Here is a 25,933-nt window from a genome sequence, read left to right as displayed (position 1 = left end):
ATTCTTAAATGATTTTACAGTTTGGAAAGCTTATAAAACATTTTCAGCTTATTGAATTCAACCTGCTCCAAAGTTGCTTTGTTAGGGATTTTTTGCCAGTTATTGGTTGTGTTTATCCTTGCTGTTTTTCCGTTAATGGTGTATTCAACAGGCATTTCAAAATTGGTTACATCGGTTTTCCAGCGTACTTCCACATTTTTCTTGTTTTGACGTACTTCCAGTTCGGGAATGTTTGTGTAACGTAAATACTGATTGAAAACAGGAGTCAGATTCATTCCGGTCTCGTTGTTGAAAAAAGTAACCACGGTTTCGGTATCAATTATTTTATGACGGTAGGTTTCAGAGTATTTTAAAATCAGTTTCCACCATTTTTCGTCATCGTTTACAATGTGACGAATCGTGTTCAGCATTTGAGTTCCTTTGTCGTACATATCGCCTGAACCTTCATGATTCACTCCGTACTGTCCGATAATTGGTCGGTCGTTGCTAACATTTTTTCGTTGTCCGTAAATGTATTGTATTGCTTTGTCGTAGCCTAAAGTACATTCCACGAAAACACTTTCTGAATAGGTGGTAAAGCTTTCGTGAATCCACATATCAGCGATGTCTTTAGCCGTTACGCTGTTTCCGAACCACTCGTGTCCTGTTTCGTGGATGGTGATATAGTCGAAAGTCATTCCGATACCGGTAGCACTTCTGTCCATTCCCAAGTACCCTTTCAGATACCTGTTTCCGTAGGCGACAGCGCTCTGGTGTTCCATCCCTAAATAAGGCGTTTCCACTAACTTATAACCGTCTTCTTTGAAAGGATAGGTTCCGAATTTCGATTGAAAACAGTCCATCATCGGTTTAACATCGGCTTCAAAATGCTTACGGGCTTTTTCTTCGTTGGCACGTAAAACATAATAATCAAGGTCCAAACCTTTATAATTATCGTGCATGTGAACGTAATCGGCAATATTAACGGTGATGTCGTACGTGTTTATCGGACTTTTAACTTCCCAATCCCAACGGGTATAACCATTTTTCAGATCTTCCGAACCTAAGAAACGACCGTTGGAAACATTCATCAATCCGTTTGGAACGGCTACTTTTACTGACGATCCGAAGTCAGGTTCGTCACTTTGTGTATCTTTCACAGGATACCATAAACTTGCTCCGGTTCCCTGAACGGCAACGCCAATCCAGTCTTTGCCCTGAGTGTCTTTTTTAAACACAAAACCACCATCCCAAGGCGCGTTTTTTGCCACCAGTGGTTTTCCGGAGTAATAAAAACGTATTTTGCCTTCTTTTCCGGACTGCATCGTCTCGTTTAAACTGATAAAAACCGCGTGATGCTCCCTTTTGTATTGCAGTTTTTTCTTGTTGAAAACGATACTGTCCACATTCATGTTGTCAAATAGGTCGATTTGGATTTTGCTTGTCGGCTCGGCTATTTTAAACGTAATATCGTTATACCCCACGATGGTTCGTTCTTCGGGATTGATTTTGATGTTTAAATCATAACGCTGAACGTCAAAACTGGTACGCTCGTGACGTAAACCGCCCTGAAGTGTGTCTTTTCTTGTGAAATGTTGTGCCGATACCTGTTGTAATCCTAAAAGGAGCAGGGAAGTGTATAGAATGTTTTTCATATCTTAAAAATAAGTATAATATAGGTCTCTTAAAAAAAACGTCCAAATAATTCTAATGATTATTAGTGTTGTGATAATTGCACCGGGATGTGACCAATCCCATTTGAATTTATTCTCCTTATATTTCATAAAGTTTAAAAAAATCTACTGCTGTATAGGTAGCAGATTTTGTGGTTTTGTTACGGTTTTGTATATAATTTTCTACGATTACAGATTTGCTTTAATATCCTCTAAAATCCAGTCCATTTCGGGATCGCTGCCTTTAATCCGGTCTTCCAAAGTGGGAATGATTACTTTATTTGGGAATATTCCGCGTCCTTCAACAGTTGTTTTATGATGCGGGATATTGGCCATTAGTCCGAAACGCAGATTTAATCCGGAATTAGGAAGTTTTGTGACAGGCATTCTTCCGGCAATTGTTCCATTGTATGTGCCTCCGGTTTCCTCACCCACAAAAAACGCCCGCATGGAACCTCTTAAGTTTGAGGAAATAATGCTTGAGGCCGAAAAACTGCCACCGTTAATAAGTACATAAATTTTACCGTTAAAGGCAATCGGGTTTATACTTCGGGGTTTTGCCTGCGTACTGTAATAATAGTTGCCGTCTTCTTTTTTATGTACTTTGAAAAAGGTGTAGGGATAATACATCGGAGCAAGAAATATTTTGGCTACTTTTGAGCTTAAAGAACTTCCTTTAAAGTAATCGGCTTTTAACAGACTTGTTTTTGAAACTACCTGTGAATCATCCATGAAGATGAAAGTGTCATCTGCTAAATAAGTATATAAGTAAGCTATTTCAACGAGTCTTCCGCCGGGATTATTTCTCAGGTCAATGATGAGCGTTTTTGATTTGCAACGGTCAATCTTAGTAAAACTTTCATCGTAAAATGCGCGATAATTTCCTGCCGAGAACCCTTTGATTTTCAGAACTGCTATACTGCTGTCTTTTTCCATGAACTGAAGACTCCTGTTATATGTTTTTGTAATCACGTTATAGCCGTAAATACTTTTCTTTTTGTTTTCGGCTTTAATTTTGGCTTTGTCTTCCGCGGTTAATCTTTTTTTTAGGGTATTGTCTGTTTTAATCGAATCAATTACACTTCTTCTTATCGAGATTGTTTTTAAAGTGTCATTGTGTTTAAACAGATATCGAATACTGTCCTTAATTCCGTTTTCATAAGTGAAATAGGCTGAAAAACTTTTTGATAACGCATGTTTCTTGAACGTTTGATTATAACCGTCGGAAGCGAATCGGGTAGCGTATTTTTTTAGTAAATCGGTTGTGTTTTCGTTGTTTATGGCCACAACTTCTGTACCCGGTTTGATGGTTTTATCGTGTGATTTGTTTTTAATCACATACATTTTGTCATTGAAAACCTCAAATTCAAATTGGGATAATGGTCCGACGCCTTTTTTATCGAAGGCCTTTCTCTCTTTTTTAGTGAACCGTCTTCCCGAAGGAGAAATAGAAGTGTGTCCTTGTTTTATAGCAGCAATAACCGGACTTACTGTTGTGTAAAATTCTGCGCTGGTCATTGGTTTGGTTATAGTCGATTTTAAACTGTCGAATTTATAATCCAAGGATTCTTTACTGATGTACCAATATAATTTAGGATGTAATTTTTGAAGTTTTCTATAGGCATAATCAACATCCGATTTTAATTTTTTCTCGGATAGCAAATCATTCAGATGTTTGTTATGATATTTGACCGAATTACAGCCTGCAACGATAATCAGCAATAATGAAGCAAGGAAAGTTTTTTTCATGTTATAAAAAAAATGAGAAGACTGAATTAAATATTATTCGCAACTGAATTTATCAACTTCGTTTGAAAAAGCATTGAAAACTATTGTATTAAAAGCTTCGAAATCGATTAAGTAAATCCCTTTGCTGTTAACTGTAATTGCCGCAGGGTAAATCTTTTTATCAATATCTTTTAAAAACATATTGAACAAATAATCGGAATTATCATTTTTCCAAAGGTCTTTAGCCTCCACAGCTTCAGATTTTATATATATGATCGGTTTGTAAATAGCGGTAACAGTGCGACTATGTCTAGATATAGGATTAAAATACTTAGTTCCTTTTATCATTCTGTCATTTACAACTTTACAATCCCTTTTATCTTTTGAATAATAGAAATGCAATGTTTTTACGGAATCCAGATCAACTTTCCATTTGTTTTTCAGAAATGATTTGAGATTATGCAATTGCTCTTTATTTAAACATCCCGGAGTTACTTTTTCATGATCTTTTGGAAAAGCATCTTTTAAAGTTGCATTTTCGGTGTTTTTATAATTTTTAGGTTGTGAGAGCCCAATTTGCACCCAAGAACAAAGTAAAAGCAGAATTATTTTTTTTGTCATAACTGAGAAAGGTTTATGGTTCAATATGAATCATCATAAAAGGCATATCAGGATGATTTTTTTTATGGTTTTTTGCATTTTCATGAAGGCCGTCAAAGGTTTCCTCATCGATTCCTTTGCATATACCATAGGAATAATGGTATTTTAAAATTTCTTTATCAAGTAGTCCGAAAACTTTTTTGCTGTCGTAACATTTTGAAAAATAGCTATGACAGTCGAGTTTATCTGTCGTTCTGAAATATCCCAGAGATTCTATGAAAAGCTGTTGCATTTTTTCATTCATCAGGGTTTCATTGAAATAAGTAGTGCGGTCAATTTTAAGAAAACCTTTTGTGATCTGATTTTTACCATTCCAGTTGATTGAAAAATCGGCTTCTGATTTTTCAATATTTGATGCATATTCAAAATCCCCGCTGCAATAGACAATATAATTTGCTTTATTGATGTCTGTAACGAATGAAATATTTAAGGAGTCAATTCCTTCTGAAATCTCCTTTGCGAATTTTTTTAAGTTTTTTTGTGATTGGGCAGGAATACTTTTTGAAAAATAAACATTTATACCCGATTTCCAGTATTTCAGACGTGATTTCCCGTCTTTACTTTTATGATTATCGTTGAATGCAATTTTTTTATAAAGGTTTAAAAAAACGTCATCCTTATATTCAAACGGGACACTCTTTTTTTTGCGGCTATCGATTGCTATTAAGGTGTCGCCTTGAATTACCATATAACTGGAGGTGTCTTTAAAATCGGGTGTTTTTTTAAAAAACTGTTTATAATCATCAAGAGAGATATAGCTCTTGTCATGCCCTGAGGAAGATTTAGAATTTTTGACATTGTGGTGTTGGGCAACAGTAGTATTTAAGAAAAAGAAGGTGAAAAGAAAAAAACAGAGATACTTCATCATTATAATTTTAAATTTAATCTACCATTTACATTCGTAAAAGTAGTGGTGTGTATTTTTTCCAGAAGTTTGTTTAATTCAGGGTTTCCAATCGGATTTTTATTGTAAAGAGTATAATGACGATATAAAAAAGTATAATCGTATTTGGAAATGGTTCTTGTGTTTACATAGTCTTTAGAAAGAAGACTATTTTCTTCAAATTCATCCCAAAAGCCAAATGAGCCCAACGAAGCAAAGAAATATTGTCTCAATTTCGTTTTTATGTCTGTATCATTTTTTAATTGTTTCGGATTAAAAATCAATTTTCCGCCATAAAATTTATCAGAGCTGTCAGTAAGCAATGAAAATGTAATTCCGGTATAAAAGTCATCATCATAAGCGGCTATATGTTTTGTAACCGGACCGACATAGTAGTTTGCATCATTTTTATTGCTGACAATTGAAACGGAAAGTCTTTCAATTTTAGGAAGAAACTTCACAAATTGTGTAAAATCCTCTCTTATCGTTTTATCTATTGATTTGTCCAGATAAATTTTTATGGGAACGGACCAATGTTTTAATTTACTGTAGTCGCCGTTATCTAATTTTGTAAATGCCTGGCAATAATAATCATATATAAATTCTTTACGGATATTAACAAGACTGAATTCATCGGATGGGATTCCATCTAAAAGTACCAATGAATCATTTTCATATTTATAATTTTGATACAACATATTGTCCAATTCTCGCTTTTGGGCAACTAGAATATTTACTGGAATCAGAAAAAAAAGTAACAGGATTTGTTTCATTGCATTGTATCGTCTGATGCTGTTGGAATATTTAGATAAAAGCTTAGATTGTCAAAGACTAAAATATAAAAATAAACTTACTTGGAATTGTTTTTTGATAAAAAAAACACCTGACAGGTTCTTGAAACCCGTCAGGTGTGTTATGTTATAAAGAAATGAAACAGGTAATTAAACCTGAATCACCCCCAAGTTGAACTGTTTTTCAATAGGAGCGTGGTCAGCAGCTTCGATTCCCATGGAAATCCATTTTCTTGTATCTAACGGATCGATGATAGCATCGGTCCATAATCTTGAAGCGGAATAATACGGCGAAACCTGTTCGTCGTAGCGCGATTTTATTTTGTTGAATAATTCGGCTTCTTTTTCCGGAGTGATTTCTTCACCGCGGGATCTCATTGCTGATTCTTCTATCTGCAGTAATACTTTTGCTGCCTGAGCGCCACCCATTACGGCTAATTCAGCACTTGGCCAGGCGAAGATCAAACGTGGGTCGTAAGCCTTTCCGCACATGGCATAGTTTCCGGCACCATAAGAATTACCTACGATAACTGTAAATTTCGGTACAACGGAATTCGCAACCGCATTTACCATTTTGGCACCGTCTTTAATGATTCCGCCATGTTCGGATTTGGAACCTACCATGAATCCGGTAACGTCGTGAACGAATACCAACGGAATTTTCTTTTGGTTGCAATTGGCAATAAAACGGGTGGCTTTATCGGCTGAATCGGAATAAATTACACCGCCAAATTGCATTTCGCTCGGTTTGGTTTTTGCTCCTGTTGTTTTTACGATTTTACGTTGGTTGGCCACGATTCCCACAGCCCATCCGTCAATTCTTGCATAAGCGGTTATGATGGATTGTCCATATCCGGCTTTGTATTCGTCCAATTCGGAATTATCCACCAAACGTTTGATGATTTCCATCATGTCGTATTGTTCCGTTCTTGCTTTTGGAAGGATTCCGAAGATTTCGTTTTCGTCTAAGGCAGGTTTTTCAGCTTTGATTCGGTTGAAACCGGCTTTATTGTAATCACCAATTTTACCAACGATGTTTCTGATGGTATCCAAAGCGTCTTTATCATCTTTCGCTTTATAATCGGTTACACCGGAAATTTCACAATGCGTTGTTGCACCTCCAAGTGTTTCGTTATCGATGGTTTCTCCGATTGCCGCTTTCACCAAATAACTTCCGGCAAGGAAAATGCTTCCCGTTTTGTCTACGATTAATGCTTCGTCGCTCATAATCGGCAGGTATGCACCTCCGGCAACACAACTTCCCATAACGGCTGCGATTTGGGTAATTCCCATGCTGCTCATGATGGCGTTGTTGCGGAAAATACGTCCGAAATGTTCTTTATCGGGAAAAATTTCATCCTGCATCGGAAGATAAACTCCGGCACTGTCAACAAGATATATGATCGGAAGGCGGTTTTCCATAGCGATTTCCTGGGCACGCAGATTCTTTTTTGCTGTGATAGGGAACCATGCACCGGCTTTTACCGTGGCATCATTGGCTACAACTACGCATTGTTTTCCGTTGACATAACCAATTTTGATTACTACACCTCCGGAAGGGCAGCCCCCGTGTTCCTTGTACATTCCGTCACCCACAAACGCACCGATTTCGATACTTTTCGCGCCCTTGTCCAATAAATATTCAATACGTTCCCGGGCAGTCATTTTGCCTTCACCGTGAAGTTTTGCGATACGTTTTTCTCCGCCGCCGAGTTTTACTTTGGCTAAACGTTGTTTTAAATCGGAAAGTAAAAGTTTGTTGTGATCTTCGTTTTTGTTGAAGTTAATATCCATTATGCACTTATTTTTTTGCTGAGAAGTTGTAATTTCGGTTGGCTAAAATACAAAACCTTTTTATTCTGTGAAATAAACATTTATAGACTTTTCTGACTTTGTTATTAATCACGAATTAACATTGGCTTAACGTTAACTTAACATTGCACCGATACTTTTGCACCTTATAAATAAACATACTATGTCAATAAACAGTATTTTCCAATTTTTAGTACCAAAAGACAAAAAGTTCTTTCCTTTATTTGAGCAGGCATCTAATAATTTAACGTTGCTGGCCGAAACTTTGCATGAAGCCGTAAATGCTCCAAAAAGCGAAAGAGAAAGTTATTACAAGAAAATTGAAGAATTAGAAGCTAATATTGAGGAGATTACTCATAAAACGCATTTGGAATTAAGCAGAAACTTTATTACTCCTTTTGACAGGGAGGATATCCATGCTTTGATCAAAGCGATTGATGATGTGGCGGATTATATGCATGAAGGCGGAAGCAGAATGCGTTTATATCAGGTGGAAAAAATCACTAAATCTATCCGTAAATTAACAGAAATCAATCTTGAGGCTTGTCAGTTGATAAGTAAGGCGGTTCATGAACTGAAAGACTTGAAAAACCTTAAATCGATTACGGATGCCTGTAAGCGTATCAATAAATTAGAAAGTAAAGCGGACAGCGTTTTTGATAAAGCCGTAGCGGATATTTTTGAAAACGAAACGGATGCGAAAAACGTTATTAAGTATAAGGAAGTTCTGTCTTCATTGGAAACAGCTACTGATAAATGTAAAGGCGTTGCGAATGTTTTGGAATCGATTGTAGTTAAGCATTCTTAATTTCATTTCAATCAGAACAATTCTATGGATTTTACATTATTAATAATAATCATTGTATTAGCGCTTATTTTTGACTATATCAATGGTTTTCACGATGCGGCGAATTCAATCGCTACTATTGTTGCAACCAAAGTGCTTACGCCTTTCCAGGCAGTATTTTGGGCGGCTTTTTTTAATTTTCTAGCCTATTGGGTGTTTGGTTTTGGTGTTGCGGATACCGTAGCTAAAACTGCGCATACCGACAGCATTAACTTAACGGTAATTTTAGCGGGTATTATAGCGGCGATAATCTGGAATTTACTGACCTGGTGGAAGGGGATTCCGTCTTCGTCATCGCATACGCTTATTGGTGGTTTTGCCGGTGCTGCGATTGCTCACGGATTATCATCGGTTACAGATCCGGAACATGCCGGTTTTAAAATTGTAAACTGGTTTAAGGCTGCTAAAGAAGGGGAATTATTGCCTTCGGGAGTTTTTATAGTGATACTTTTCATTGTTTTCGCTCCGCTGTTAGGGATGATCATCTCTTATTTCATATCACTTTGGATGATGTATTCCTCCAGAAAAAGTATGTATCCGAAAATGGTAACCGTACTTATAATGGTATTAGCGGCTTGGTTTTTATCCTCTGTTTTACTTCCTTATGAAGATATTAAAAAGCCAAGATTTGACAGTCATTTTTGGAGCGTCGCAACAGAACCGCACAACATTAAATGGTTGTTGGTAGGTTTCATCTTTTTTAGCCTTGCAGTCTTTAATTTAGTGTTCAGTAGTTTTTCTACGGCTAAATCAGAGATGGTTCTTAAGAAAATGCAGTTGTTATCATCGGCAGCTTTCAGTTTGGGACATGGAGGTAATGATTCGCAAAAAGTAATGGGTATTATCGCTGCTGCAGTTGCTGTTTATATCAAAGCAAACCCGAATATTGACTTGTCTGCGGGATGGTTAGATTTGAATGTTATCTTGCCTTCGGAGAAGGACGGTATTAAGATTGACGGTCAGATGCCGGGTTGGATTCCACTGACTTGTTATACCGTAATTGCCTTAGGAACTTTGAGTGGTGGCTGGAAAATTGTAAAAACAATGGGTTCCAAAATCACGAAAGTAACTGCTTTTGAAGGTGTTGTTGCTGAATCTGCGGGTGCGTTGACATTATTTATGACAGAGCATTTTAAAATTCCGGTTTCCACTACGCATACTATTACGGGGTCGATTATTGGAGTAGGTTTGACTAAACGAGTTTCGGCGGTTCGTTGGGGTGTTACGGTTAGTTTATTGTGGGCCTGGATATTGACGATTCCGGTTTCTGCGGTTATTGCTGCAATTACGTATTACTTGCTAAGCGCATTTATTTAATATTTAGATTAATAAATTCTCATATAAAAAAACCACGCTGTCAGCGTGGTTTTTTTTATACTATCTTTTTAATAACCCGAAGTTTGTGTGTGTGCCTTCCGGTGTCAATATTGTAAATTCCAAGGTGATCCAATCGGTCAATGCGCACTTTTCCGTGAGCATGAATGATGTAATTGTCTTCCATTATCAGGCCTACATGAGTAATTCGTCCTTCTTCATTATCAAAAAAAGCCAAATCACCCGGTTCACTTTCTTCGATAAAACTCAGTGCTTCTCCTTGTGTAGCCTGTTGTGATGCATCGCGAAGCAGTTTGTAGCCATTCAGTTTGTAAACCATTTGGGTGAATCCGGAACAGTCGATACCGAAAGGTGTTTTTCCTCCCCAAAGATAGGGTGCGTTCAGATACATGAAAGCTGTTTTAATTAATTCCGACTTCGGCTTAATACCACAAGCTTTCATGCCTTCAAAAGAAAATTGTGAAATATTGATTTCAGGATTGTCTAAAAAAGATAAGGAACTTCCAATCGGAATAGGTAATAAGGAGTTGGTAGGAGTAGTGATGTATTCAATCAAATCAGCATTCATTATACATGCCGAATTGGATAGAAAAGTATAATTCGCTTCCGAAATCGGCTGAAATTGTTTGTTGTCAATCCAACCTTCATAAGTATCAAAAGCCAATTGAATTCTGGACCATTTGTCTGTTCGTTCCAAAATTGTGAAATGTTCGCCAAAGAGCACCTGAGAAACTAATTCGCTTCTGTCGCTGGGTTCTGCACGTAATGGAACTATGGCTAAATTACAAATAGCAAACATTTAGAAGAATTATGAGTTATAAATTATGAGTTATGAGTTATAAATTTTCAGTAACTTATAACTCAAAACTCATAACTAATAATTTATTTAAGCCCTTTCAATAACAATTGCAGAAGCACCGCCACCACCATTACAGATGGCTGCAGCTCCGATTTTAGCATTGTTTTGTTCTAAAACATTAATCAAAGTAACTACGATTCTTGCTCCTGAGCATCCAAGAGGGTGTCCTAAAGATACAGCGCCACCGTTTACGTTTACTTTATCATTATCTAAGCCTAATATTTTTGCATTTGCCAATCCAACTACGGCAAAAGCTTCATTGAATTCGAAGAAATCAACATCAGAAACAGCGATACCAGCCTTGTCTAATGCTTTAGGTAGAGCTTTTGCAGGGGCAGTTGTAAACCATTTTGGTTCCTGTGCAGCATCTGCATATGATTTAATATAAGCTAATGGTTTTAATCCCATTGCGATCGCTTTTTCCTCACTCATTAATACAACTGCAGCAGCACCGTCATTGATAGTTGATGCATTAGCAGCGGTTACAGTTCCGTCTTTTGTGAATACAGCGTTTAATGCAGGGATTTTATCTAATTTTACGTTAGAATATTCTTCGTCTTTAGCGAATACGATTGGGTCTCCTTTTCTTTGCGGAATGGATACCGGAACGATTTCGTTGTCAAATTTCCCAGCTTCCCAAGCTTTTGCAGAACGCTCATACGATTGAATTGCGAAAGCATCTTGTTCTTCACGGGTAATTTTGTATTCGGAAGCACATAAGTCAGCAGAAACGCCCATAGCGTTGTTGTCGTATGCGTCAGTCAAACCGTCTTTCTGCATTCCGTCCACTAAAGTTGTTGGGCCGAATTTAGCTCCGTTTCTCATGTGTACGTAATGTGGAATCAAACTCATGTTTTCCATACCACCTGCAACAACCACTTCAGCATCTCCGGCCATGATAGCCTGAGCACCTTGCATGATTGCTTTCATTCCTGAAGCACATACTTTGTTTACCGTAGTACAAGCAACTGTATTAGGTAAACCTGCATAAATAGCAGCCTGACGGGCAGGAGCCTGACCAACACCAGCCTGAACTACATTCCCCATTATAACTTCGTCAACTAAATTCGGGTCTAAGTTGATTTTATTTAAAGCACCTTTGATTGCGGTTGCACCTAATTGCGGAGCTGTAACGGTTGATAAACTTCCCATGAAACTTCCAATTGGAGTTCTTACAGCCGATACAATAACTACTTTTTTATTCATGATAAATTGTTGTTTGTTCATTCAAGATGCGAATTTAACCAAAATTGTCAAGATAATTAAATTTGATTTTAAAAATATGAGGTTTTTCATCTATTGGTCTAAATTGACGTTTTAGCTTAAAGACTATGATTTTTTTTTAAAATCTATTTAGCTGACAATGAAACAGTTTTAAATTATCTTTGCATAAAATGAAAAAAAACATTGAAAATAGTTGCAGAAACAATATCCTTAACATACATTTGCAACCGCAAAAAAGGATAAGTTCTTTGCAAAACAGGAGAGGTGCCAGAGCGGTAATGGAGCAGATTGCTAATCTGTCGACGGGTAACCGTCGCCAGGGTTCGAGTCCCTGTCTCTCCGCTGTTTTTTTGCACTCGGGGTGTAGCGTAGCCCGGTCATCGCGCCTGGTTTGGGACCAGGAGGTCGCAGGTTCGAATCCTGCCACCCCGACGATAGTTTCAGTATTCCCAATACAACTGAAAAAATATTAAGGTCCCGTAGCTCAGCTGGATAGAGCAACTGCCTTCTAAGCAGTAGGTCTCAGGTTCGAATCCTGACGGGATCACAAAAAACCACTGAATTTCAGTGGTTTTTTTGTTTTTAATATGTTCTGAAATCGTTATTCCACACAATTCAGATAATTGATGAAGTAGTTTTCAGGAAAATACTCCCCTTTGATTTTTTCCGATTTGAATTCTTTTTTAAAGACATAATCAACCGTTTCAGTGGCAAACTTCACTTTCATTAAACTTATCGGGTATTTTTTCAGATCTTCATATCCTTCTTTACCAAACAAAAAATAGTTGTTGAGCATGCGGATATTGTTTTTTTCTTTTTCATTGTAGTTTAATTGACTGCAAATGTCTCCGGCGCTTAACAGTGTGACGATTTTACCATTGGATAATTGAAGTGAAATTTTTGAAGCGGTATCAAAACATTTCGGATTGATAAAGTCTTTACTTTTTTGCAATAACTGAAAATTAAGATAAGGCGTACCATCTGAATTAATCAGGGAAAAAAGTATAAAATCACTTGAGTTTACAAAATCTTTTTCGTGAATAAGATAATCAGGGGTTTTCTTTATGAAAGTGGAATCTGTTTTTTCATCAATATCATAATCGCAGTTTTTTTGTTGTGCGTTGGCAATGATTCCGGTGAGGAACAATAAGGCTGATAGGTAATTTTTCATTTTTGGGTTTAAATTTTTTCGCAAAGTAAAACTATTTTCTCATTATTTACATCGGTTGTAAAAAAGCAATACTCGTTTCCGCCATCAATAATCTTCCATTTTTTTCGGATATCATCAACGGACAAAGGAAAGTTGCGTACCGTAATATTGATTTTTTTACCTTCAAGATGTTTTTTAACCGTTGCTTTTTCAAATGGAAACGTTTCTTTTATAACAAATTTCCTGCCAGGAAATTCAATTTCCGTTTCAGAAGTGTATAAATGAGAATGCTGGTGCAGTTTTTCAATATCATAAGTTACACCAATTGCCTCAAAAGCACCGGTTTTCATCATTGCGGCATTGGGTTCGTAAAGGTATTTTTTCGGAAGTGAATAGTTTGCTTTCACATCGGTTTCACCATAATTGACGCTGAAAATTTCCGTTTTATCTTTTGTTAAGGAAACAGCATTCAAACCGGTTTTCCCGCTATAGTCTTTTTCAATTTCCCACAACAATTCTTTTACTTCATTGTCAATAGCTATGCAATGGATTTTTTTGACGAATCGGAGTTCCGACAGCCCAGCTGTAATATCTAATATCGGAGCAGTTTTTATAAGGATCTTATCAGTGTATTGAAAGTAGTCTTCAAGATGAGCCGGGACATTTGGCAAACAGTCTTTCAGCATGAATACTTTTCCTTTCACATCGCTTCGTCTTGAAGGATCAATGTAAATCCAACTCCATTTTAAATTTAATTTTTTCAGAATATCCATGCTGTCTCCCTGATAGCATTCGATATTCCGTTGGTTTAAAATCTGATAATTATGTCGGACTATTTTAGATAATTCTTCATTAATTTCACAATGCACGACTTTGTTGAATTTCTGTGCAAAATAATAATCGTCGATACCAAAACCTCCCGTAAGATCAATCAGTGTGACACCATCGATAAGCGAGGCCTTGTATTTTGCGGCTCTTTCAGATGATGTTTGTTCGATGGAAATTTTTGACGGATAAATGATGTATTTATGGCTGAACCATGTCGGCAGTTTGTCTTTTGCTTTATTCTTTGAAGCGATCTGATTTAGAATGTCGTTCCATCGGATGTCCGGAAACGGGTTTTTCATCAGTGCAATTTTAGTGAAATTTGCCTGTAATGAATCGGTGATAAAATCCTGAACAGCTGAATTTAAAAGAGGAGAATCCAATTTAAATATTTTTAGTTAATATCTGGATAATTTTGTTTTCGGGTATAAATTCTTTCCCGATTACTTTTAAGGCGGTATAGGCGGGAACGGCCAGAATCATTCCGGATATACCAAAGAGATAACCTCCCATCAGTATGACCAGAAAAATTTCCAGAGGATGTGAATTAACGCTGTTTGAAAAAATGTAAGGCTGACTGATATTGTTGTCGATCAGTTGAACTATAAAAAATCCAATCATGACATAAATAGAATTCGGAAGGATTACGGTTGCGAAATCGGCTCCGGCAAAACTCAGCATGGTCAGCAGAACTGCAAAAACATTTCCGATTAACGGCCCAATGTAAGGGATGATATTCAAAATGGCACAAATAAAGGCAATTGTTAGGGCGTTGTCTATTCCGACGATAAGCAGTACAATTAAATACATAACGAAAACAATAAGTAATTGTAAAAGTATTCCAATGAAATAGCGTGATAGTAGATGGTTGATTTTTTCTATCGAGATTAATATTTTGTCTTCATGTCTGTCGGGTATTATTTTTTTAAAGAGTATTTCAAATAAATGTCTGTCTTTCAGAAAGAAAAAAGTTATAAAGATGACTGACGCCAAACCTACACTGAAACTGCTAAGCACATTGATTAATGAATTTAAAAAGGAAGTTATTACTTCGAAGTTCAGTTTTGATGGTATATTCAGTTTTTTATAAACTTCATCAGCGTTGATATTATTGGCTTCCAGAAAGGCAATCAATTGGTCAAATAAATTGAAAAAATCAGTACGCAACTCATCAGTGTTTAGAAGGGAAAGGTTTTCTCCCTGAGATATAAACAGAGGAATGAAAAGTAAAATAAATCCCGAAATCAACAGGATATAAAAAAGCATTGTCAGGATTACCGCTACAATGTTTTTTTTTAATTTCAGTTTTCGGGTTAAAAATTCCACAATTGGGTTTCCAATCATGGTTAATATCAATGAAATTAAAATATAAATAAGTACTGCTTTGATTAAATAGAGTACGTAAATCAATATGGCGATTCCGGTCAGTTTGAATATAGCGCCAAGAATACCGTTTGAAATATCTTTCGAAGTCATTTTAAATTAAATTGGACACTAAAAGTAAAAAAAAAACTCGCTTATTAAGCGAGTTTTAATAATTTATTTTGGTATGTCTTATGGTTGTGCAAATGAGTTTCTTGCTCCACCAGCAGCGAACACTGCTAACATTCTTGATTTTTGACCTTCAGAGAACATATACATTCCTCTGTCATCTGTGTAATCCATGTAGTTCATTGTCATTTCTATAGGAGTACCGGTACAAGTACTGTAGTGAGGGAAAGCCGGAACACCGTAGTTTGAGGCATTGTGTAAAGGTGTATCCGCAACCTGATCATTTCCGCAAGTTGCATCACCCCAAATGTGACGTAAGTTCATCCAGTGACCCACTTCATGAGTAGCGGTTCTTCCCAGATTGAACGGATAAGTAGCAGTTCCTGTCGTACCTAGATATTTCGAATCAATTACCACACCGTCAGTTGCAGAAGCACCGCCCGGGAATTGAGCGTAACCTAAGATTCCGCCACCAATAGTACAAACCCATAAATTAAGTTTAGTTGTTGGTGATGTTGGATTCATACCGCCTTTTGTTGATTTTTTCATATCATCTCTTGTACCCCAAGATGTTTTTTTGGTTGATTTTCTGTAAACAGCATCCAATACAAAGGAAATCCCAACGTTTGCTTTAACACCTGAGAAAGTTGCAGGTACTTGGTTGAAATCAGAATTTGTAGCGTTATAATCTTTGTTCAATACATCAATCTGTGACTGGATTTGTGCATCTGAAATATTTTCGGCTGCTGTGCGGTATAATACGTTTACTACTACAGGAATTTCAATTTTCCCATTCACTAAACGCCCTTCTCTGATTGCTTTCTCCGTGAATGATTCGATTTCATTCATTTTGATAGCTAATTGAGGATTTTGTCTCATCTGTTCTTCATGAACCTCATGAGATGCACAACCTCTTTGCGCGGATGATAATGTTTCGCTTGTTGTAGAATTTTCTTCTTTGTTACAAGAAATCAGGGATATCAGCAATGCAGCTGACAAAATAATTTTCTTCATAAAAGTAGGTTTTTGTGTTAAATAATTTCTTAATTGGTTAATTCTTTACAATAATATAACAATTTTTTTAAACAACAAATAATTATTATAGAAAAAGGATTACCTGATGATTTTTATAAAATGTGCAGAAAAAGCAAGATTTGTTTTAAAAAAAAGCAATGGATTGTGTTTATAGAATTGCTTGTTTGAAAAATCCGCATGGTTTTAAGCTTGAGAATGTTTCTGTAGTAATTAAATGGCATAAAAAAACTCGCTTAAATGGCGAGTTCTTTTATTTTTTTATGAATTTTTATGGTTGAGCAAACGAATTTCGTGGGCCTCCGGATGCAAAAACGGCCAGCATTCTTGATTTTTGACCATCAGAGAACATATACATGGCCCTGTCGTCGGTATAATCCATATAATTCATGGTCATTTCAACAGGAGTACCCGTACATGTACTATAATGAGGATATGCAGGAGCACCATAGTTAGCAGTATTATGTAGTGGAGTGTCTCCAACCTGATCATTACCGCAAGTGGCATCACCCCAGATATGGCGTAAATTCATCCAATGTCCTACTTCGTGAGTAGCTGTTCTTCCTAAATTAAAAGGATAGGCTGCAGTTCCTGTTGTTCCGAAAGCATTGTCGTCAATAACAACACCATCAGTGGAAGACGCACCTCCCGGGAATTGAGCGTATCCTAAAATTCCTCCTCCCATATTACAGCACCAAATGTTTAATACGGTAGCCGGTGTGGTAGGTGCAATTCCTTTAGGTGCTTTTTTCATGGCATTATTGGTGCTCCATGAGGTTGTGGTTGTGGATTTTCTAACGACATTTTGCAATACGAATGAAATTCCAACATTGGCTTTCACACCTGAAAACAAGTCAGGTACCTGGTTGAAATCCGAGTTTGTAGCGTTAAAATCTTTGTTCAGTACATCTATTTGTGATTGAATTTGTGCCAACGAAATATTTTGGGCTGCCGTTTTGTATAAAACATTGACAACAACCGGAATTTCAATTTTACCATTTACCAAACGTCCTTCCCGTATTGCTTTTTCGGTAAACGATTCAATTTCGTTCATTGTTATGGCTAATCCCGGATTGGCCTTTAATTCTTCCTGTAAAACTTCATGTGAGGCACAGCCCCTTTTGTCAGTACTGAAAATCTGCTCGTCTTTTGTTGTTGATTCTTCCTCCATACAGGAAACCAAGGTTGCGAAAACAGCGGTTGCTAAAAAAATTTTTCTCATAATTCGTAAGATTAGATTGAAAATTAATTATTATCGATTAATTAAATCAATAATAATTTTAAATATAAAGCACTAAATTAGGAAAAATAGTATTTAATAGGTTAAGAAAATTGATAAAATTTACAAAACATGTAAAAATAAAGTTATAATCCTGTATTTGTGTTAAAATACAAAAGCTTCTTTTAATCGGTTAATTGTTGAATACGTAGTGAATCAAATTAGCACCCATTTTTAATGCCTTTGTTCTTACATCAGCTGGATTGTTGTGTACTTCCGGGTTTTCCCATCCGTCACCCAAATCAGTTTCCACAGTATAGATAAGAACGATTCGTCCTTCAACAATAACGGCAAAAGCCTGTGGTTTTTTATTATCGTGTTCGTGTATTTTTGGGAGTCCTCCTGAGAAAACAAAGGGTTTCTGAAAAATAGGATGTGAGGAAGGGAGTTCTACCATCGGATTGTCCGGAAATATTTTTTTAATTTCCTTACGGATGTATTGGTCCATACCATAATTATCATCAATATGTAAAAAACCTCCTGATGTAAGGTAATTTCTCAGATTTATTATATCGTTATCGCTAAATACGACATTTCCGTGACCTGTCATATGAACAAACGGGTATGATAATAAATCGGGGCTGCCAACTTCAACAGATGGAATTTTAGTGCTTATTTTGGTATTGATATTCTGATTGCAGAATTTCGCCAGATTGGGTAATGAAGTTGGATTGGCATACCAGTCACCACCACCGGAATATTTTAAAAGGGCAATTTCCTGAGAAAATCCAATTGAAAAAACAAGGGAGAAAAACAGCAGAAATACCTTTTTAATAGTCATGATTTTGGAATTTGTTATTTGTATATTTTTATTCATTTGCAAAAACAACACTGTGACAAGCTACCACAGCGGCAGTTTCGGTGCGTAATCGCGTGTTCCCCAAAGATACCGGAATGTAATCATTTTTTAAGGCTAACTCTATTTCTTTTTCAGAGAAATCACCTTCAGGACCAATCAGGATGACATATTTTTCTTTTACCTGAACGGCTTCCTTCAGTAATTTTTTATCGGTTTCCTCGCAATGGGCGATGTATAATTTACCTTCGTGTTTTTGGTTGATGAAATCTTTGAATGAAACAGGTTCATTTAGTTTTGGTAAATAATACTGCAACGATTGTTTCATGGCCGATTGAATGATTTTATCAAAACGCTCTGTTTTTATCACTTTTCTTTCGGAATGATCACAGATTAAAGGTGTAATTTCATGAACACCAATTTCGGTTGCTTTTTCCAGAAACCATTCGAATCGTTCGTTCATTTTTGTTGGCGCCACAGCTAAATGAAGATAAAAATCAGTTGGATTTTGCGTTTCGGTCGCATTGATTTTAACCGTACATTTTTTATCGGAAGCTAAGATGATTTCTGTATAAAATAAAAATCCTAATCCATTAGTAACATGTAAAATATCGCCTTCTTTTTTACGTAAAACTTTAACGATGTGTTTGCTTTCTTCCTTGTCGAAAGAAAACTCATTTAAAGTTGAATTTATATCGGGGTTGTAGAATAATTGCATATTAAAATTCAATACGTGCTTTAGATACTACCGATGCGTCTTCAAACTGGTTTTCCAGATATTTATGATAGCCAACGATACCAATCATGGCAGCGTTATCGGTAGTGTATTCAAATTTCGGAATAAAGGTTTTCCAACCGTATTTTTGCTCACCTTCTTTTAAAGTTGCTCGGATGCCTGAGTTAGCAGAAACTCCTCCGCCAATAGCAATCTGATTGATACCGGTTTCGGCTACAGCCAATTTCAGTTTATCCATTAAAATCTGAATGATGGTATATTGAATGGAAGCACAAATATCGTTTTTATTCTCTTGAATGAAATTCGGATTCTGAGCTACATTTTTCTGAATGAAATATAAAATCTGGGTTTTCAATCCGCTGAAACTGAAATTCAAACCGTCTACTTTTGGCTTGGTGAACTGAAATGCTTTCGGATTTCCTTCTGCGGCAAATTTATCGATTAATGGCCCGCCGGGATAGGGAAGTCCCAATATTTTAGCGCTCTTGTCAAAGGCTTCACCTACCGCATCATCTGTAGTTTCTCCGATGACTTCCATGTCGAAAAAGCTCTTCACTTTGATAATTTGGGTATGTCCACCCGAAATCGTCATCGCCAGAAAAGGGAATTCCGGTTTGTCAAAGCCTTCTTCCTCAATAAAATGGGCTAAAACGTGTGCATGCATATGATGTACAGCAACGAGAGGAATGTTTAAAGCTAATGCCATGGATTTCGCAAAGGAACTCCCAACCAAAAGTGACCCCATTAATCCGGGACCCTGGGTAAAGGCGATACCTGAAAGTTGCGATTTGTCAATGTTTGCCTTTTTTAGCGCCACATCAATTACGGGGACAATATTCTGTTGATGCGCTCTTGATGCTAACTCAGGTACGACACCTCCGTATTCTTCATGAATGGACTGTCGGGCAACAATATTTGATAAAACTTTGTTGTTTTCAAGTACGGCTGCTGCGGTGTCATCACAGGAACTTTCAATGGCAAGGATGTAAATTGGCGGTTTTGTCATAAAAAAGGCACGAAATTTGTATTACTATTTCTGCCGACTGTATTATCTTTGAATTTAGCTTTCCATTGCAAGTTAAAAATGCTTGCGAATGTTCATTAAAAGCTTAAATTTACAAGTCGGTTCGACAAATTTAAAACAAATTAGGGTATCAAAAAATTTAAAAAAATAACACTTCGAATAATTATAGGAATTATCCTGTTGTTATTACTGCTTGGTATTACGCTTTCACTGCCTGTTGTACAAACTGAAATAGCTAATAAGGTTACCCAAAGAATCAACGATGATTTCGGAACCGATATAAAAATTGAAAAAGTGGCCATTTCTGTTTTCGGAAGTGTAAAACTGAAAGGAATTTTAATATCCGATCACCACAAAGACACGCTTTTTTACGTCAATCGATTGCAATCCAATATATTAAGTTTTAAGGAATTAAAAGATTCCCGTTTGTTCTTTGGAGAAGCCAGAATGGACGGATTGAATTTTAAATTAAAAAAATACAAAGGGGAGGAGAAAACGAATCTCGATTTATTTGTTGCCGCATTTGATAATGGAAAACCGGGTTCCGGAAAATTTCGACTGAAAGCAGATGCATTGTATCTTGCAAACAGCCGTTTTCGTTTAATTGATGAAAATCTGCAAACCACCAAACCATTGGATTTTACAAACCTGAACGGTGAATTGGAAGATTTTTTCATCAAAGGGCCTAATGTTACTGCCAACATTAAAAAATTAGCATTAAAAGACCATCGCGGGTTAATTGTCGAGAATCTTGCAGCCGATTTTACCTATACAAAGGAAAACATCATCCTCAAAAAAATGGATTTGAAAACGGATGAATCCACTTTAATTGGCGATGTGACTTTAAAATACCATCCGAAAGATTTTACCGATTTCAATAACAAGGTTGTCTTCGATGTCAAAATGGAAAAGGCATCGGTTTCCTCCAATGAACTTAATTTTTTCTACAACGAGTTCGGTAAAAATCAGCGTTTTTATCTCAATACACACCTAACAGGTACGTTAAATGACTTTGTACTGAACGATTTGCGCTTATTGGATCGTAACCAAACGGAAATCATCGGAAAAGTGAACTTCAGAAATCTTTTCAATAAGAAAAAGGAGTTTTATATGAATGGTAACTTCGACAGGGTTAGTTCGAATTATGATAATCTGAAAGGAATTTTACCGAGGGTTCTTGGGAAAAGTCTTCCGCCGGTATTGAAAAAATTGGGAAATGTCAATTTGATTGGTGATGTGAAACTGACTCGAAAAACCATTGACGCCGATATTGTTATGCTGTCCGGTTTAGGTAAATTGGAGTCAAAGCTTTCAATGACTAACATTAACAACATCAATAATGCTACATATAAAGGGTTTGTTTCTCTGCATAATTTTGATTTAGGTACTTTAACTGGACAAAAAGACATTGAGCGTGCCACTTTAGATTTGGATGTTGACGGGAAAGGGTTTGATAAAAAACACCTGAATACCTCCGTGAAAGGTCAGATCCATCAGTTCAGATATAACGGGTACACCTATCAGGAAATCACTTTGGACGGAACAATGAAAATGCCTTATTTTAAAGGGTATTTCAATAGTAATGATCCGAATCTGAAGATGGATTTTGACGGTCTGATTGATTTAAGTTCGAAGGTTAAAAACTACGATTTCAAGGCACACATTGATTATGCCGATCTGCATTTGCTGAATTTTAGAAAGAAAGATTCCATCGCCATTTTTAAAGGGCAACTGAGTTTTAATGCGAAGGGAAATACCATCGACGATATTGAGGGATTGCTCGAAGTGAATAACGCCTCGTACCAAAACAGAAAGGAAACCTATTTCTTTGAAGATTTTCACGTTGAATCCACTTTCGATGCGGATCGTGTAAGAACAATTACCGTGAATTCACCTGATATTATTCAGGGAAAAGTGGTCGGGAAATTCAAAGTGAATCAGGTTTCGAAAATAGTTGAAAACGCATTGGGTAGTTTGTATGCCAACTATTCTCCCAACAAACTGAATCCGGGTCAGTTTCTGGATTTCGATTTCGTTATCAACAACAAGATTATCGAGGTTTTTGATCCCAATATAACGTTATCTGAAAACACGGTTTTAAAAGGAAAAATCAATGCCGATGAAGGGAATTTCATGATGAATTTCTCCTCACCGAATGTAGTGGCTTATAAGAACAGTTTCGATAATATCCGGATAAATGTCGACAATAAAAACCCGCTATATAATGCTTTCATTGAGCTGGACAGTATTAAAACGAAGAATTACAAGGTTTCCGACTTCAGTTTGATCAACGTTACCATGAACGACACCATGTTTGTCCGTTCCGAGTTTAAAGGCGGAATTAAAAATCAGGATTTTTACAACCTGAATCTTTATCACACTATTGATAAGGACAATAAATCGGTGGTCGGTTTTAAAAAATCGGAAGTCAATTTCAAAAATTACTTATGGTATTTGAATGAAAATGACAGCAATGATAATAAGGTGGTTTTCAATAAAAAACTGACCGATTTTTCCATTGAGAAAATTGCGCTGACACATAATGATCAGAAAATGGAACTGTCCGGTATGCTGTTGGGTAAAAACCATAAAGATGTCCGGCTTTCATTCGATAATATTGATTTGGCCAAGGTGACGCCCTCACTTACCAATTTGTCGTTCGGAGGAAACTTAAATGGTAACGTGAGTGTAAAACAGGATAATGAAGCGTATCAGCCCGCATCGACTTTAACGGTCGATTCACTTAAAATAAACAATTACGATTTGGGTAACCTTGATTTACAGGTTACCGGTGATAATTCATTCAGGAAATTCAACGTCAATTCCACTATCAAAAACGATGATGTGGAAAACTTCTATCTCAGAGGAAATGTCGAAATTGTGAACGGTCAGAGTTTGTTATCTCTGGATACGGGCTTTTCAAGATTTAACATTGGAGCTTTCGGACCCTTATTGGGAAGTATATTCTCGGATGTGCGCGGATTTGCTTCCGGTCAGGCCGCTATTGTAGGCACGGTTAATGACCCTGAAATTGACGGACGACTTTACCTTAATGAGGCCGGAATGAAGGTGCCGTATCTGGGCGTCGACTTTAATATGGAGCCCAATGCGGTTGTGGATGTGACCGAGCATCAGTTCCTTTTCCGACGAATTGAAATTACAGATACTAAATACAACACATCAGGAATATTAAACGGAAGTGTAAGGCATAATAAATTAGCAGATTGGGCTGTAGATTTGGATATAGAGTCGGATAACATGCTCGTTTTGGATACCAAAGACAGTGAAGATGCTGCTTATTACGGCGTTGCTTTCATTGATGGTAAAGCAAGTATTAAAGGACCAACAAATGCTTTAGTCGTGACAGTCGATGCGAAATCGAATAAAGGGACTTCAATTAAAATTCCGGTGAATGATTCACAAGGTCAGGCCAATAATTCGTTTATTCATTTTGTTACTGAAAAAGAAAAAGAGAACAAAGGGAAAGGAATTCCTCTAGCCGAAAATAAATACAAAGGCTTGGAACTGGATTTCAGTTTGGACATCAATCAAAATGCTGAAATTGAAATCATCCTGGATCGAAACACAGGTCATTCCATGAAAGGAAAAGGGGAAGGTACCATCGATATGGAAATCAATACGCTCGGGAAATTTATTATGACGGGAGACTATCAGGTGTATGAAGGAGAATACAATTTTAAATATGGTGGATTAGTAGATAAAAAATTCCAGGTAAAAAAATTCAGCACCATTCGTTGGTATGGCGAACCCTTAAACGCGGCTTTAAATCTTGAAGCTGTTTATAAAACCGAAGCGAATCCTGCTGTAATTCTGGATAATGCCTCTTTTAATAAAAAAGTGCCAACAGAAGTTGTGATCTCAATTAGCGGAAATTTAAGCGCCCCGGAACCCGATTTTAGAATTGAATTCCCAACCGTAAGTTCTGTTTTGAAATCGGAAATCGATTATAAACTGAGTGATAAGGACACCCGTCAAACCCAAGCAATTGCACTTTTATCGGGAGGAGGATTTCTTTCCCCGGATAATGCGGCCAATTCGGTTACCGGAACTTTGTTTGAAAAGGCAAGTACAGTATTTAATGATATCCTCACCGGAGATGATGACAAGTTTAAAGTTGGTTTGAATTATGTTCAGAGTGACAGGGACCCTCTGCTGCAAACCCAAAGTACCGTAGGAGTTACCATGTCTACCCAGATAAACGATCGAATTACGATCAACGGAAAACTCGGTGTACCCGTTGGAGGAACGGAGCAATCGGCTATTGTTGGTAATGTGGAATTGCAAATGCTGATGAATAAGGAAGGAAGTCTGAAAGCCAGAGTGTTTAACCGTGAAAATGACATCAATTATGTAGGAGAAGGGGTCGGCTATACTCAAGGGGTCGGTTTGTCCTATCAGGTCGATTTTAACAATTTGCGGGAACTTTGGAGAAAAATTTTCTCTAAAAAAGACGGTGATGATACTGTTAAAAATCCTGTAGACCAGCTTCCGGATTCCGATTTGACGCCGGAGTTCATCAAATACATTGAAACCAAAAAAAATAAAAAAGCCGCTGAGCCTAAGAAGGAACCTATAAAAGTTCCTGAGATAGAATAACTTACCTGCAATATAACTGCTGATTTTTTCGATATTACAGCATTAAGGAATTCGTTTTTCGATGAAAAATCGGATATTCTTCAGTTTTTTATGTGTTTTATTTACTAAATTTATTAAAAACAAATTTGTAATGTCAGCAAGTATTAAAAGAATCGGCGTGCTAACTTCGGGCGGAGATGCTCCCGGTATGAATGCCGCAATACGCTCTGTTGTAAGAACCTGTGCTTTTCACGGGATTGAATGTATGGGTATTTATCGCGGATTTGAAGGCATGATTGAAGGTGATATAACCGAAATGGGTCCAAGAGCCGTAAAAAATATTGTGAATAAAGGCGGAACAATATTAAAATCGGCAAGGTCTAAGGAATTCATGAAACCTGAAGGTCGCCTGAAAGCATTTCAAAGTCTCAAAAAAAACGGAATAGACGCTTTGGTTATTATTGGTGGAGACGGAAGTTTCACTGGTGGAATGGTTTTTAACAAAGAGTTCGGTTTTCCGGTCATGGGAATTCCGGGAACCATCGACAATGATATTTTCGGAACAAAATACACCCTTGGCTATGACACGGCACTTAATACCGTTGTAGAGGCTATCGATAAGATAAGGGATACGGCCAATTCACATAACCGATTGTTTTTTGTGGAAGTCATGGGACGCGATGCCGGCCACATTGCCCTGAATGCGGGTATCGGAGCCGGTGCTGAAGAAATCCTGATCCCCGAAGAAAATTTAGGCTTGGACCGTTTGCTCGAATCGCTCCAAAAGAGCAAAGCTTCCGGAAAATCATCCAGTATCGTTGTTGTTTCCGAAGGCGATAAAATAGGGAAGAATGTGTTCGAATTAAAAGATTATGTTGAAGAAAACCTGCCGGAATATGAGGTACGTGTTTCCGTTCTCGGACACATACAGCGTGGTGGTTCCCCTTCTTGTTTTGACAGGGTTCTCGCATCGAGATTAGGAGTGAAAGCGGTGGAATCCTTATTGGAAGGAAAAACTAATTTCATGGTAGGAATAGATTGTGATGTCATTCAGCTGACACCTCTGGAACAGGCGGTTAAAGGCAAATCGAAAATTGATGAGGAATTGGTAAGGGTTTCCGATATTATGTCGACTTAGAGGGAGTAGAAGAGGCAAGAGAATAGAGAATAGAGAATAGAGAATAGAGGCAAGAAGCAAGAGACAAGAGGCAAA

Annotated in this window: 20 protein-coding genes and 3 tRNA genes; 7 read left to right on the top strand and 16 right to left on the bottom strand. The window is 37.0% G+C overall.

The window, feature by feature from the left end; all coding sequences use genetic code 11:
* Nucleotides 1-14 precede the first annotated feature (14 nt).
* From FLJC2902T_RS07525 to FLJC2902T_RS07500, 6 genes are all read right to left on the bottom strand, one after another.
* The gene (locus FLJC2902T_RS07525; RefSeq protein ID WP_023579204.1) at nucleotides 15-1,634 is read right to left on the bottom strand and encodes a M1 family metallopeptidase; all 1,620 of its coding nucleotides are present in this window, start codon (nucleotides 1,632-1,634) and stop codon (nucleotides 15-17) included.
* A gap of 207 nt (nucleotides 1,635-1,841) precedes the next feature.
* On the bottom strand, nucleotides 1,842-3,401 hold the full coding sequence (locus FLJC2902T_RS07520) for a S41 family peptidase (RefSeq protein WP_023579203.1): 1,560 nt from the start codon (nucleotides 3,399-3,401) through the stop codon (nucleotides 1,842-1,844).
* Between the two features lie 33 nt (nucleotides 3,402-3,434).
* Nucleotides 3,435-4,001 carry a hypothetical protein gene (locus FLJC2902T_RS07515; protein WP_023579202.1) on the bottom strand — a complete coding sequence of 189 codons (567 nt, stop codon included), beginning with the start codon at nucleotides 3,999-4,001 and terminating at the stop codon, nucleotides 3,435-3,437.
* Between the two features lie 13 nt (nucleotides 4,002-4,014).
* The gene (locus FLJC2902T_RS07510) at nucleotides 4,015-4,908 is read right to left on the bottom strand and encodes a DUF2927 domain-containing protein (protein WP_023579201.1); all 894 of its coding nucleotides are present in this window, start codon (nucleotides 4,906-4,908) and stop codon (nucleotides 4,015-4,017) included.
* The gene (locus FLJC2902T_RS07505) at nucleotides 4,908-5,696 is read right to left on the bottom strand and encodes a hypothetical protein (RefSeq protein WP_035677797.1); all 789 of its coding nucleotides are present in this window, start codon (nucleotides 5,694-5,696) and stop codon (nucleotides 4,908-4,910) included. Before FLJC2902T_RS07505 ends, FLJC2902T_RS07510 begins: the two co-directional genes overlap by 1 nt.
* 168 nt (nucleotides 5,697-5,864) lie before the next feature.
* Nucleotides 5,865-7,508 (bottom strand): acyl-CoA carboxylase subunit beta, encoded by a 1,644-nt coding sequence (locus FLJC2902T_RS07500; RefSeq protein ID WP_023579200.1) that lies wholly within the window; start codon nucleotides 7,506-7,508, stop codon nucleotides 5,865-5,867.
* A gap of 181 nt (nucleotides 7,509-7,689) precedes the next feature.
* On the opposite strand from FLJC2902T_RS07500, the gene FLJC2902T_RS07495 reads away from it, so the two are divergent.
* Together FLJC2902T_RS07495 and FLJC2902T_RS07490 are read left to right on the top strand one after the other, a co-directional pair.
* Nucleotides 7,690-8,334, top strand: a complete 645-nt coding sequence (locus tag FLJC2902T_RS07495) for a DUF47 domain-containing protein (RefSeq protein ID WP_023579199.1) — start codon at nucleotides 7,690-7,692, stop codon at nucleotides 8,332-8,334.
* A gap of 24 nt (nucleotides 8,335-8,358) precedes the next feature.
* Nucleotides 8,359-9,690, top strand: coding sequence for an inorganic phosphate transporter (locus FLJC2902T_RS07490; protein WP_023579198.1), 1,332 nt, complete (start codon nucleotides 8,359-8,361; stop codon nucleotides 9,688-9,690).
* Nucleotides 9,691-9,745: 55 nt separating this feature from the next.
* Here FLJC2902T_RS07490 and FLJC2902T_RS07485 read toward each other — a convergent pair whose 3' ends face one another.
* Nucleotides 9,746-10,507, bottom strand: a complete 762-nt coding sequence (locus FLJC2902T_RS07485; protein WP_023579197.1) for a C40 family peptidase — start codon at nucleotides 10,505-10,507, stop codon at nucleotides 9,746-9,748.
* An 87-nt stretch (nucleotides 10,508-10,594) separates the two neighbouring features.
* Complete coding sequence (locus FLJC2902T_RS07480) at nucleotides 10,595-11,773, bottom strand: acetyl-CoA C-acyltransferase (protein ID WP_035678007.1); 1,179 nt, start codon at nucleotides 11,771-11,773, stop codon at nucleotides 10,595-10,597.
* 276 nt (nucleotides 11,774-12,049) lie between these two features.
* Between FLJC2902T_RS07480 and FLJC2902T_RS07475 the strand changes: the two genes are divergently transcribed.
* From FLJC2902T_RS07475 to FLJC2902T_RS07465, 3 genes are all read left to right on the top strand, one after another.
* Nucleotides 12,050-12,133, top strand: a tRNA-Ser gene (locus tag FLJC2902T_RS07475).
* 15 nt (nucleotides 12,134-12,148) lie between these two features.
* A tRNA-Pro gene (locus FLJC2902T_RS07470) sits at nucleotides 12,149-12,223 on the top strand.
* A gap of 41 nt (nucleotides 12,224-12,264) precedes the next feature.
* A tRNA-Arg gene (locus FLJC2902T_RS07465) sits at nucleotides 12,265-12,338 on the top strand.
* A 54-nt stretch (nucleotides 12,339-12,392) separates the two neighbouring features.
* On the opposite strand, the gene FLJC2902T_RS07460 is transcribed toward FLJC2902T_RS07465, so the two are convergent.
* The 8 genes from FLJC2902T_RS07460 to tsaD all read right to left on the bottom strand — a co-directional run bounded on the left by FLJC2902T_RS07460 (nucleotide 12,393) and on the right by tsaD (nucleotide 20,106).
* Entirely contained in the window at nucleotides 12,393-12,962 is a 570-nt protein-coding gene (locus FLJC2902T_RS07460) for a hypothetical protein (protein ID WP_023579195.1), read from the bottom strand.
* Between the two features lie 8 nt (nucleotides 12,963-12,970).
* Nucleotides 12,971-14,149: a THUMP-like domain-containing protein gene (locus FLJC2902T_RS07455; RefSeq protein ID WP_023579194.1), complete on the bottom strand. Its 1,179-nt coding sequence runs from the start codon at nucleotides 14,147-14,149 to the stop codon at nucleotides 12,971-12,973.
* 1 nt (nucleotide 14,150) lies between these two features.
* Nucleotides 14,151-15,242, bottom strand: coding sequence for an AI-2E family transporter (locus FLJC2902T_RS07450; RefSeq protein ID WP_023579193.1), 1,092 nt, complete (start codon nucleotides 15,240-15,242; stop codon nucleotides 14,151-14,153).
* Nucleotides 15,243-15,320: 78 nt separating this feature from the next.
* A complete protein-coding gene (locus FLJC2902T_RS07445; protein WP_023579192.1) occupies nucleotides 15,321-16,271 on the bottom strand; it encodes a zinc metalloprotease in 951 nt (316 codons plus the stop codon).
* A 289-nt stretch (nucleotides 16,272-16,560) separates the two neighbouring features.
* Nucleotides 16,561-17,511, bottom strand: coding sequence for a zinc metalloprotease (locus FLJC2902T_RS07440; protein WP_023579190.1), 951 nt, complete (start codon nucleotides 17,509-17,511; stop codon nucleotides 16,561-16,563).
* A gap of 190 nt (nucleotides 17,512-17,701) precedes the next feature.
* Nucleotides 17,702-18,343, bottom strand: a complete 642-nt coding sequence (locus FLJC2902T_RS07435) for a DUF4159 domain-containing protein (protein ID WP_035678005.1) — start codon at nucleotides 18,341-18,343, stop codon at nucleotides 17,702-17,704.
* A gap of 34 nt (nucleotides 18,344-18,377) precedes the next feature.
* Complete coding sequence (locus FLJC2902T_RS07430; RefSeq protein ID WP_023579188.1) at nucleotides 18,378-19,082, bottom strand: 16S rRNA (uracil(1498)-N(3))-methyltransferase; 705 nt, start codon at nucleotides 19,080-19,082, stop codon at nucleotides 18,378-18,380.
* A gap of 1 nt (nucleotide 19,083) precedes the next feature.
* A complete protein-coding gene (gene tsaD, locus FLJC2902T_RS07425) occupies nucleotides 19,084-20,106 on the bottom strand; it encodes a tRNA (adenosine(37)-N6)-threonylcarbamoyltransferase complex transferase subunit TsaD (protein WP_023579187.1) in 1,023 nt (340 codons plus the stop codon).
* Nucleotides 20,107-20,304: 198 nt separating this feature from the next.
* Between tsaD and FLJC2902T_RS07420 the strand changes: the two genes are divergently transcribed.
* Nucleotides 20,305-24,741 carry a translocation/assembly module TamB domain-containing protein gene (locus tag FLJC2902T_RS07420; protein WP_023579186.1) on the top strand — a complete coding sequence of 1,479 codons (4,437 nt, stop codon included), beginning with the start codon at nucleotides 20,305-20,307 and terminating at the stop codon, nucleotides 24,739-24,741.
* A 130-nt stretch (nucleotides 24,742-24,871) separates the two neighbouring features.
* Nucleotides 24,872-25,858 carry a 6-phosphofructokinase gene (gene pfkA, locus FLJC2902T_RS07415; protein ID WP_023579185.1) on the top strand — a complete coding sequence of 329 codons (987 nt, stop codon included), beginning with the start codon at nucleotides 24,872-24,874 and terminating at the stop codon, nucleotides 25,856-25,858.
* Nucleotides 25,859-25,933: the final 75 nt, after the last annotated feature.

Origin of the sequence: Flavobacterium limnosediminis JC2902, from assembly GCF_000498535.1 — a bacterium.
Taxonomy (GTDB): Bacteria; Bacteroidota; Bacteroidia; order Flavobacteriales; family Flavobacteriaceae; genus Flavobacterium; species Flavobacterium limnosediminis.
This window is presented reverse-complemented; position numbering and strand designations above follow the sequence as displayed.

Bases quoted from the DNA above. Each gene is read 5' to 3' on its own strand.
- tsaD (WP_023579187.1), bottom strand. From the start codon at position 20,106: ATGACAAAACCGCCAATTTACATCCTTGCCATTGAAAGTTCCTGTGAT.
- FLJC2902T_RS07500 (WP_023579200.1), bottom strand. From the start codon at position 7,508: ATGGATATTAACTTCAACAAAAACGAAGATCACAACAAACTTTTACTT.
- FLJC2902T_RS07505 (WP_035677797.1), bottom strand. From the start codon at position 5,696: ATGAAACAAATCCTGTTACTTTTTTTTCTGATTCCAGTAAATATTCTA.
- FLJC2902T_RS07480 (WP_035678007.1), bottom strand. From the start codon at position 11,773: ATGAATAAAAAAGTAGTTATTGTATCGGCTGTAAGAACTCCAATTGGA.
- FLJC2902T_RS07460 (WP_023579195.1), bottom strand. From the start codon at position 12,962: ATGAAAAATTACCTATCAGCCTTATTGTTCCTCACCGGAATCATTGCC.
- FLJC2902T_RS07490 (WP_023579198.1), top strand. From the start codon at position 8,359: ATGGATTTTACATTATTAATAATAATCATTGTATTAGCGCTTATTTTT.
- FLJC2902T_RS07525 (WP_023579204.1), bottom strand. From the start codon at position 1,634: ATGAAAAACATTCTATACACTTCCCTGCTCCTTTTAGGATTACAACAG.
- FLJC2902T_RS07515 (WP_023579202.1), bottom strand. From the start codon at position 4,001: ATGACAAAAAAAATAATTCTGCTTTTACTTTGTTCTTGGGTGCAAATT.
- FLJC2902T_RS07520 (WP_023579203.1), bottom strand. From the start codon at position 3,401: ATGAAAAAAACTTTCCTTGCTTCATTATTGCTGATTATCGTTGCAGGC.
- FLJC2902T_RS07430 (WP_023579188.1), bottom strand. From the start codon at position 19,082: ATGCAATTATTCTACAACCCCGATATAAATTCAACTTTAAATGAGTTT.
- FLJC2902T_RS07510 (WP_023579201.1), bottom strand. From the start codon at position 4,908: ATGATGAAGTATCTCTGTTTTTTTCTTTTCACCTTCTTTTTCTTAAAT.
- pfkA (WP_023579185.1), top strand. From the start codon at position 24,872: ATGTCAGCAAGTATTAAAAGAATCGGCGTGCTAACTTCGGGCGGAGAT.
- FLJC2902T_RS07445 (WP_023579192.1), bottom strand. From the start codon at position 16,271: ATGAAGAAAATTATTTTGTCAGCTGCATTGCTGATATCCCTGATTTCT.
- FLJC2902T_RS07485 (WP_023579197.1), bottom strand. From the start codon at position 10,507: ATGTTTGCTATTTGTAATTTAGCCATAGTTCCATTACGTGCAGAACCC.
- FLJC2902T_RS07440 (WP_023579190.1), bottom strand. From the start codon at position 17,511: ATGAGAAAAATTTTTTTAGCAACCGCTGTTTTCGCAACCTTGGTTTCC.
- FLJC2902T_RS07450 (WP_023579193.1), bottom strand. From the start codon at position 15,242: ATGACTTCGAAAGATATTTCAAACGGTATTCTTGGCGCTATATTCAAA.
- FLJC2902T_RS07495 (WP_023579199.1), top strand. From the start codon at position 7,690: ATGTCAATAAACAGTATTTTCCAATTTTTAGTACCAAAAGACAAAAAG.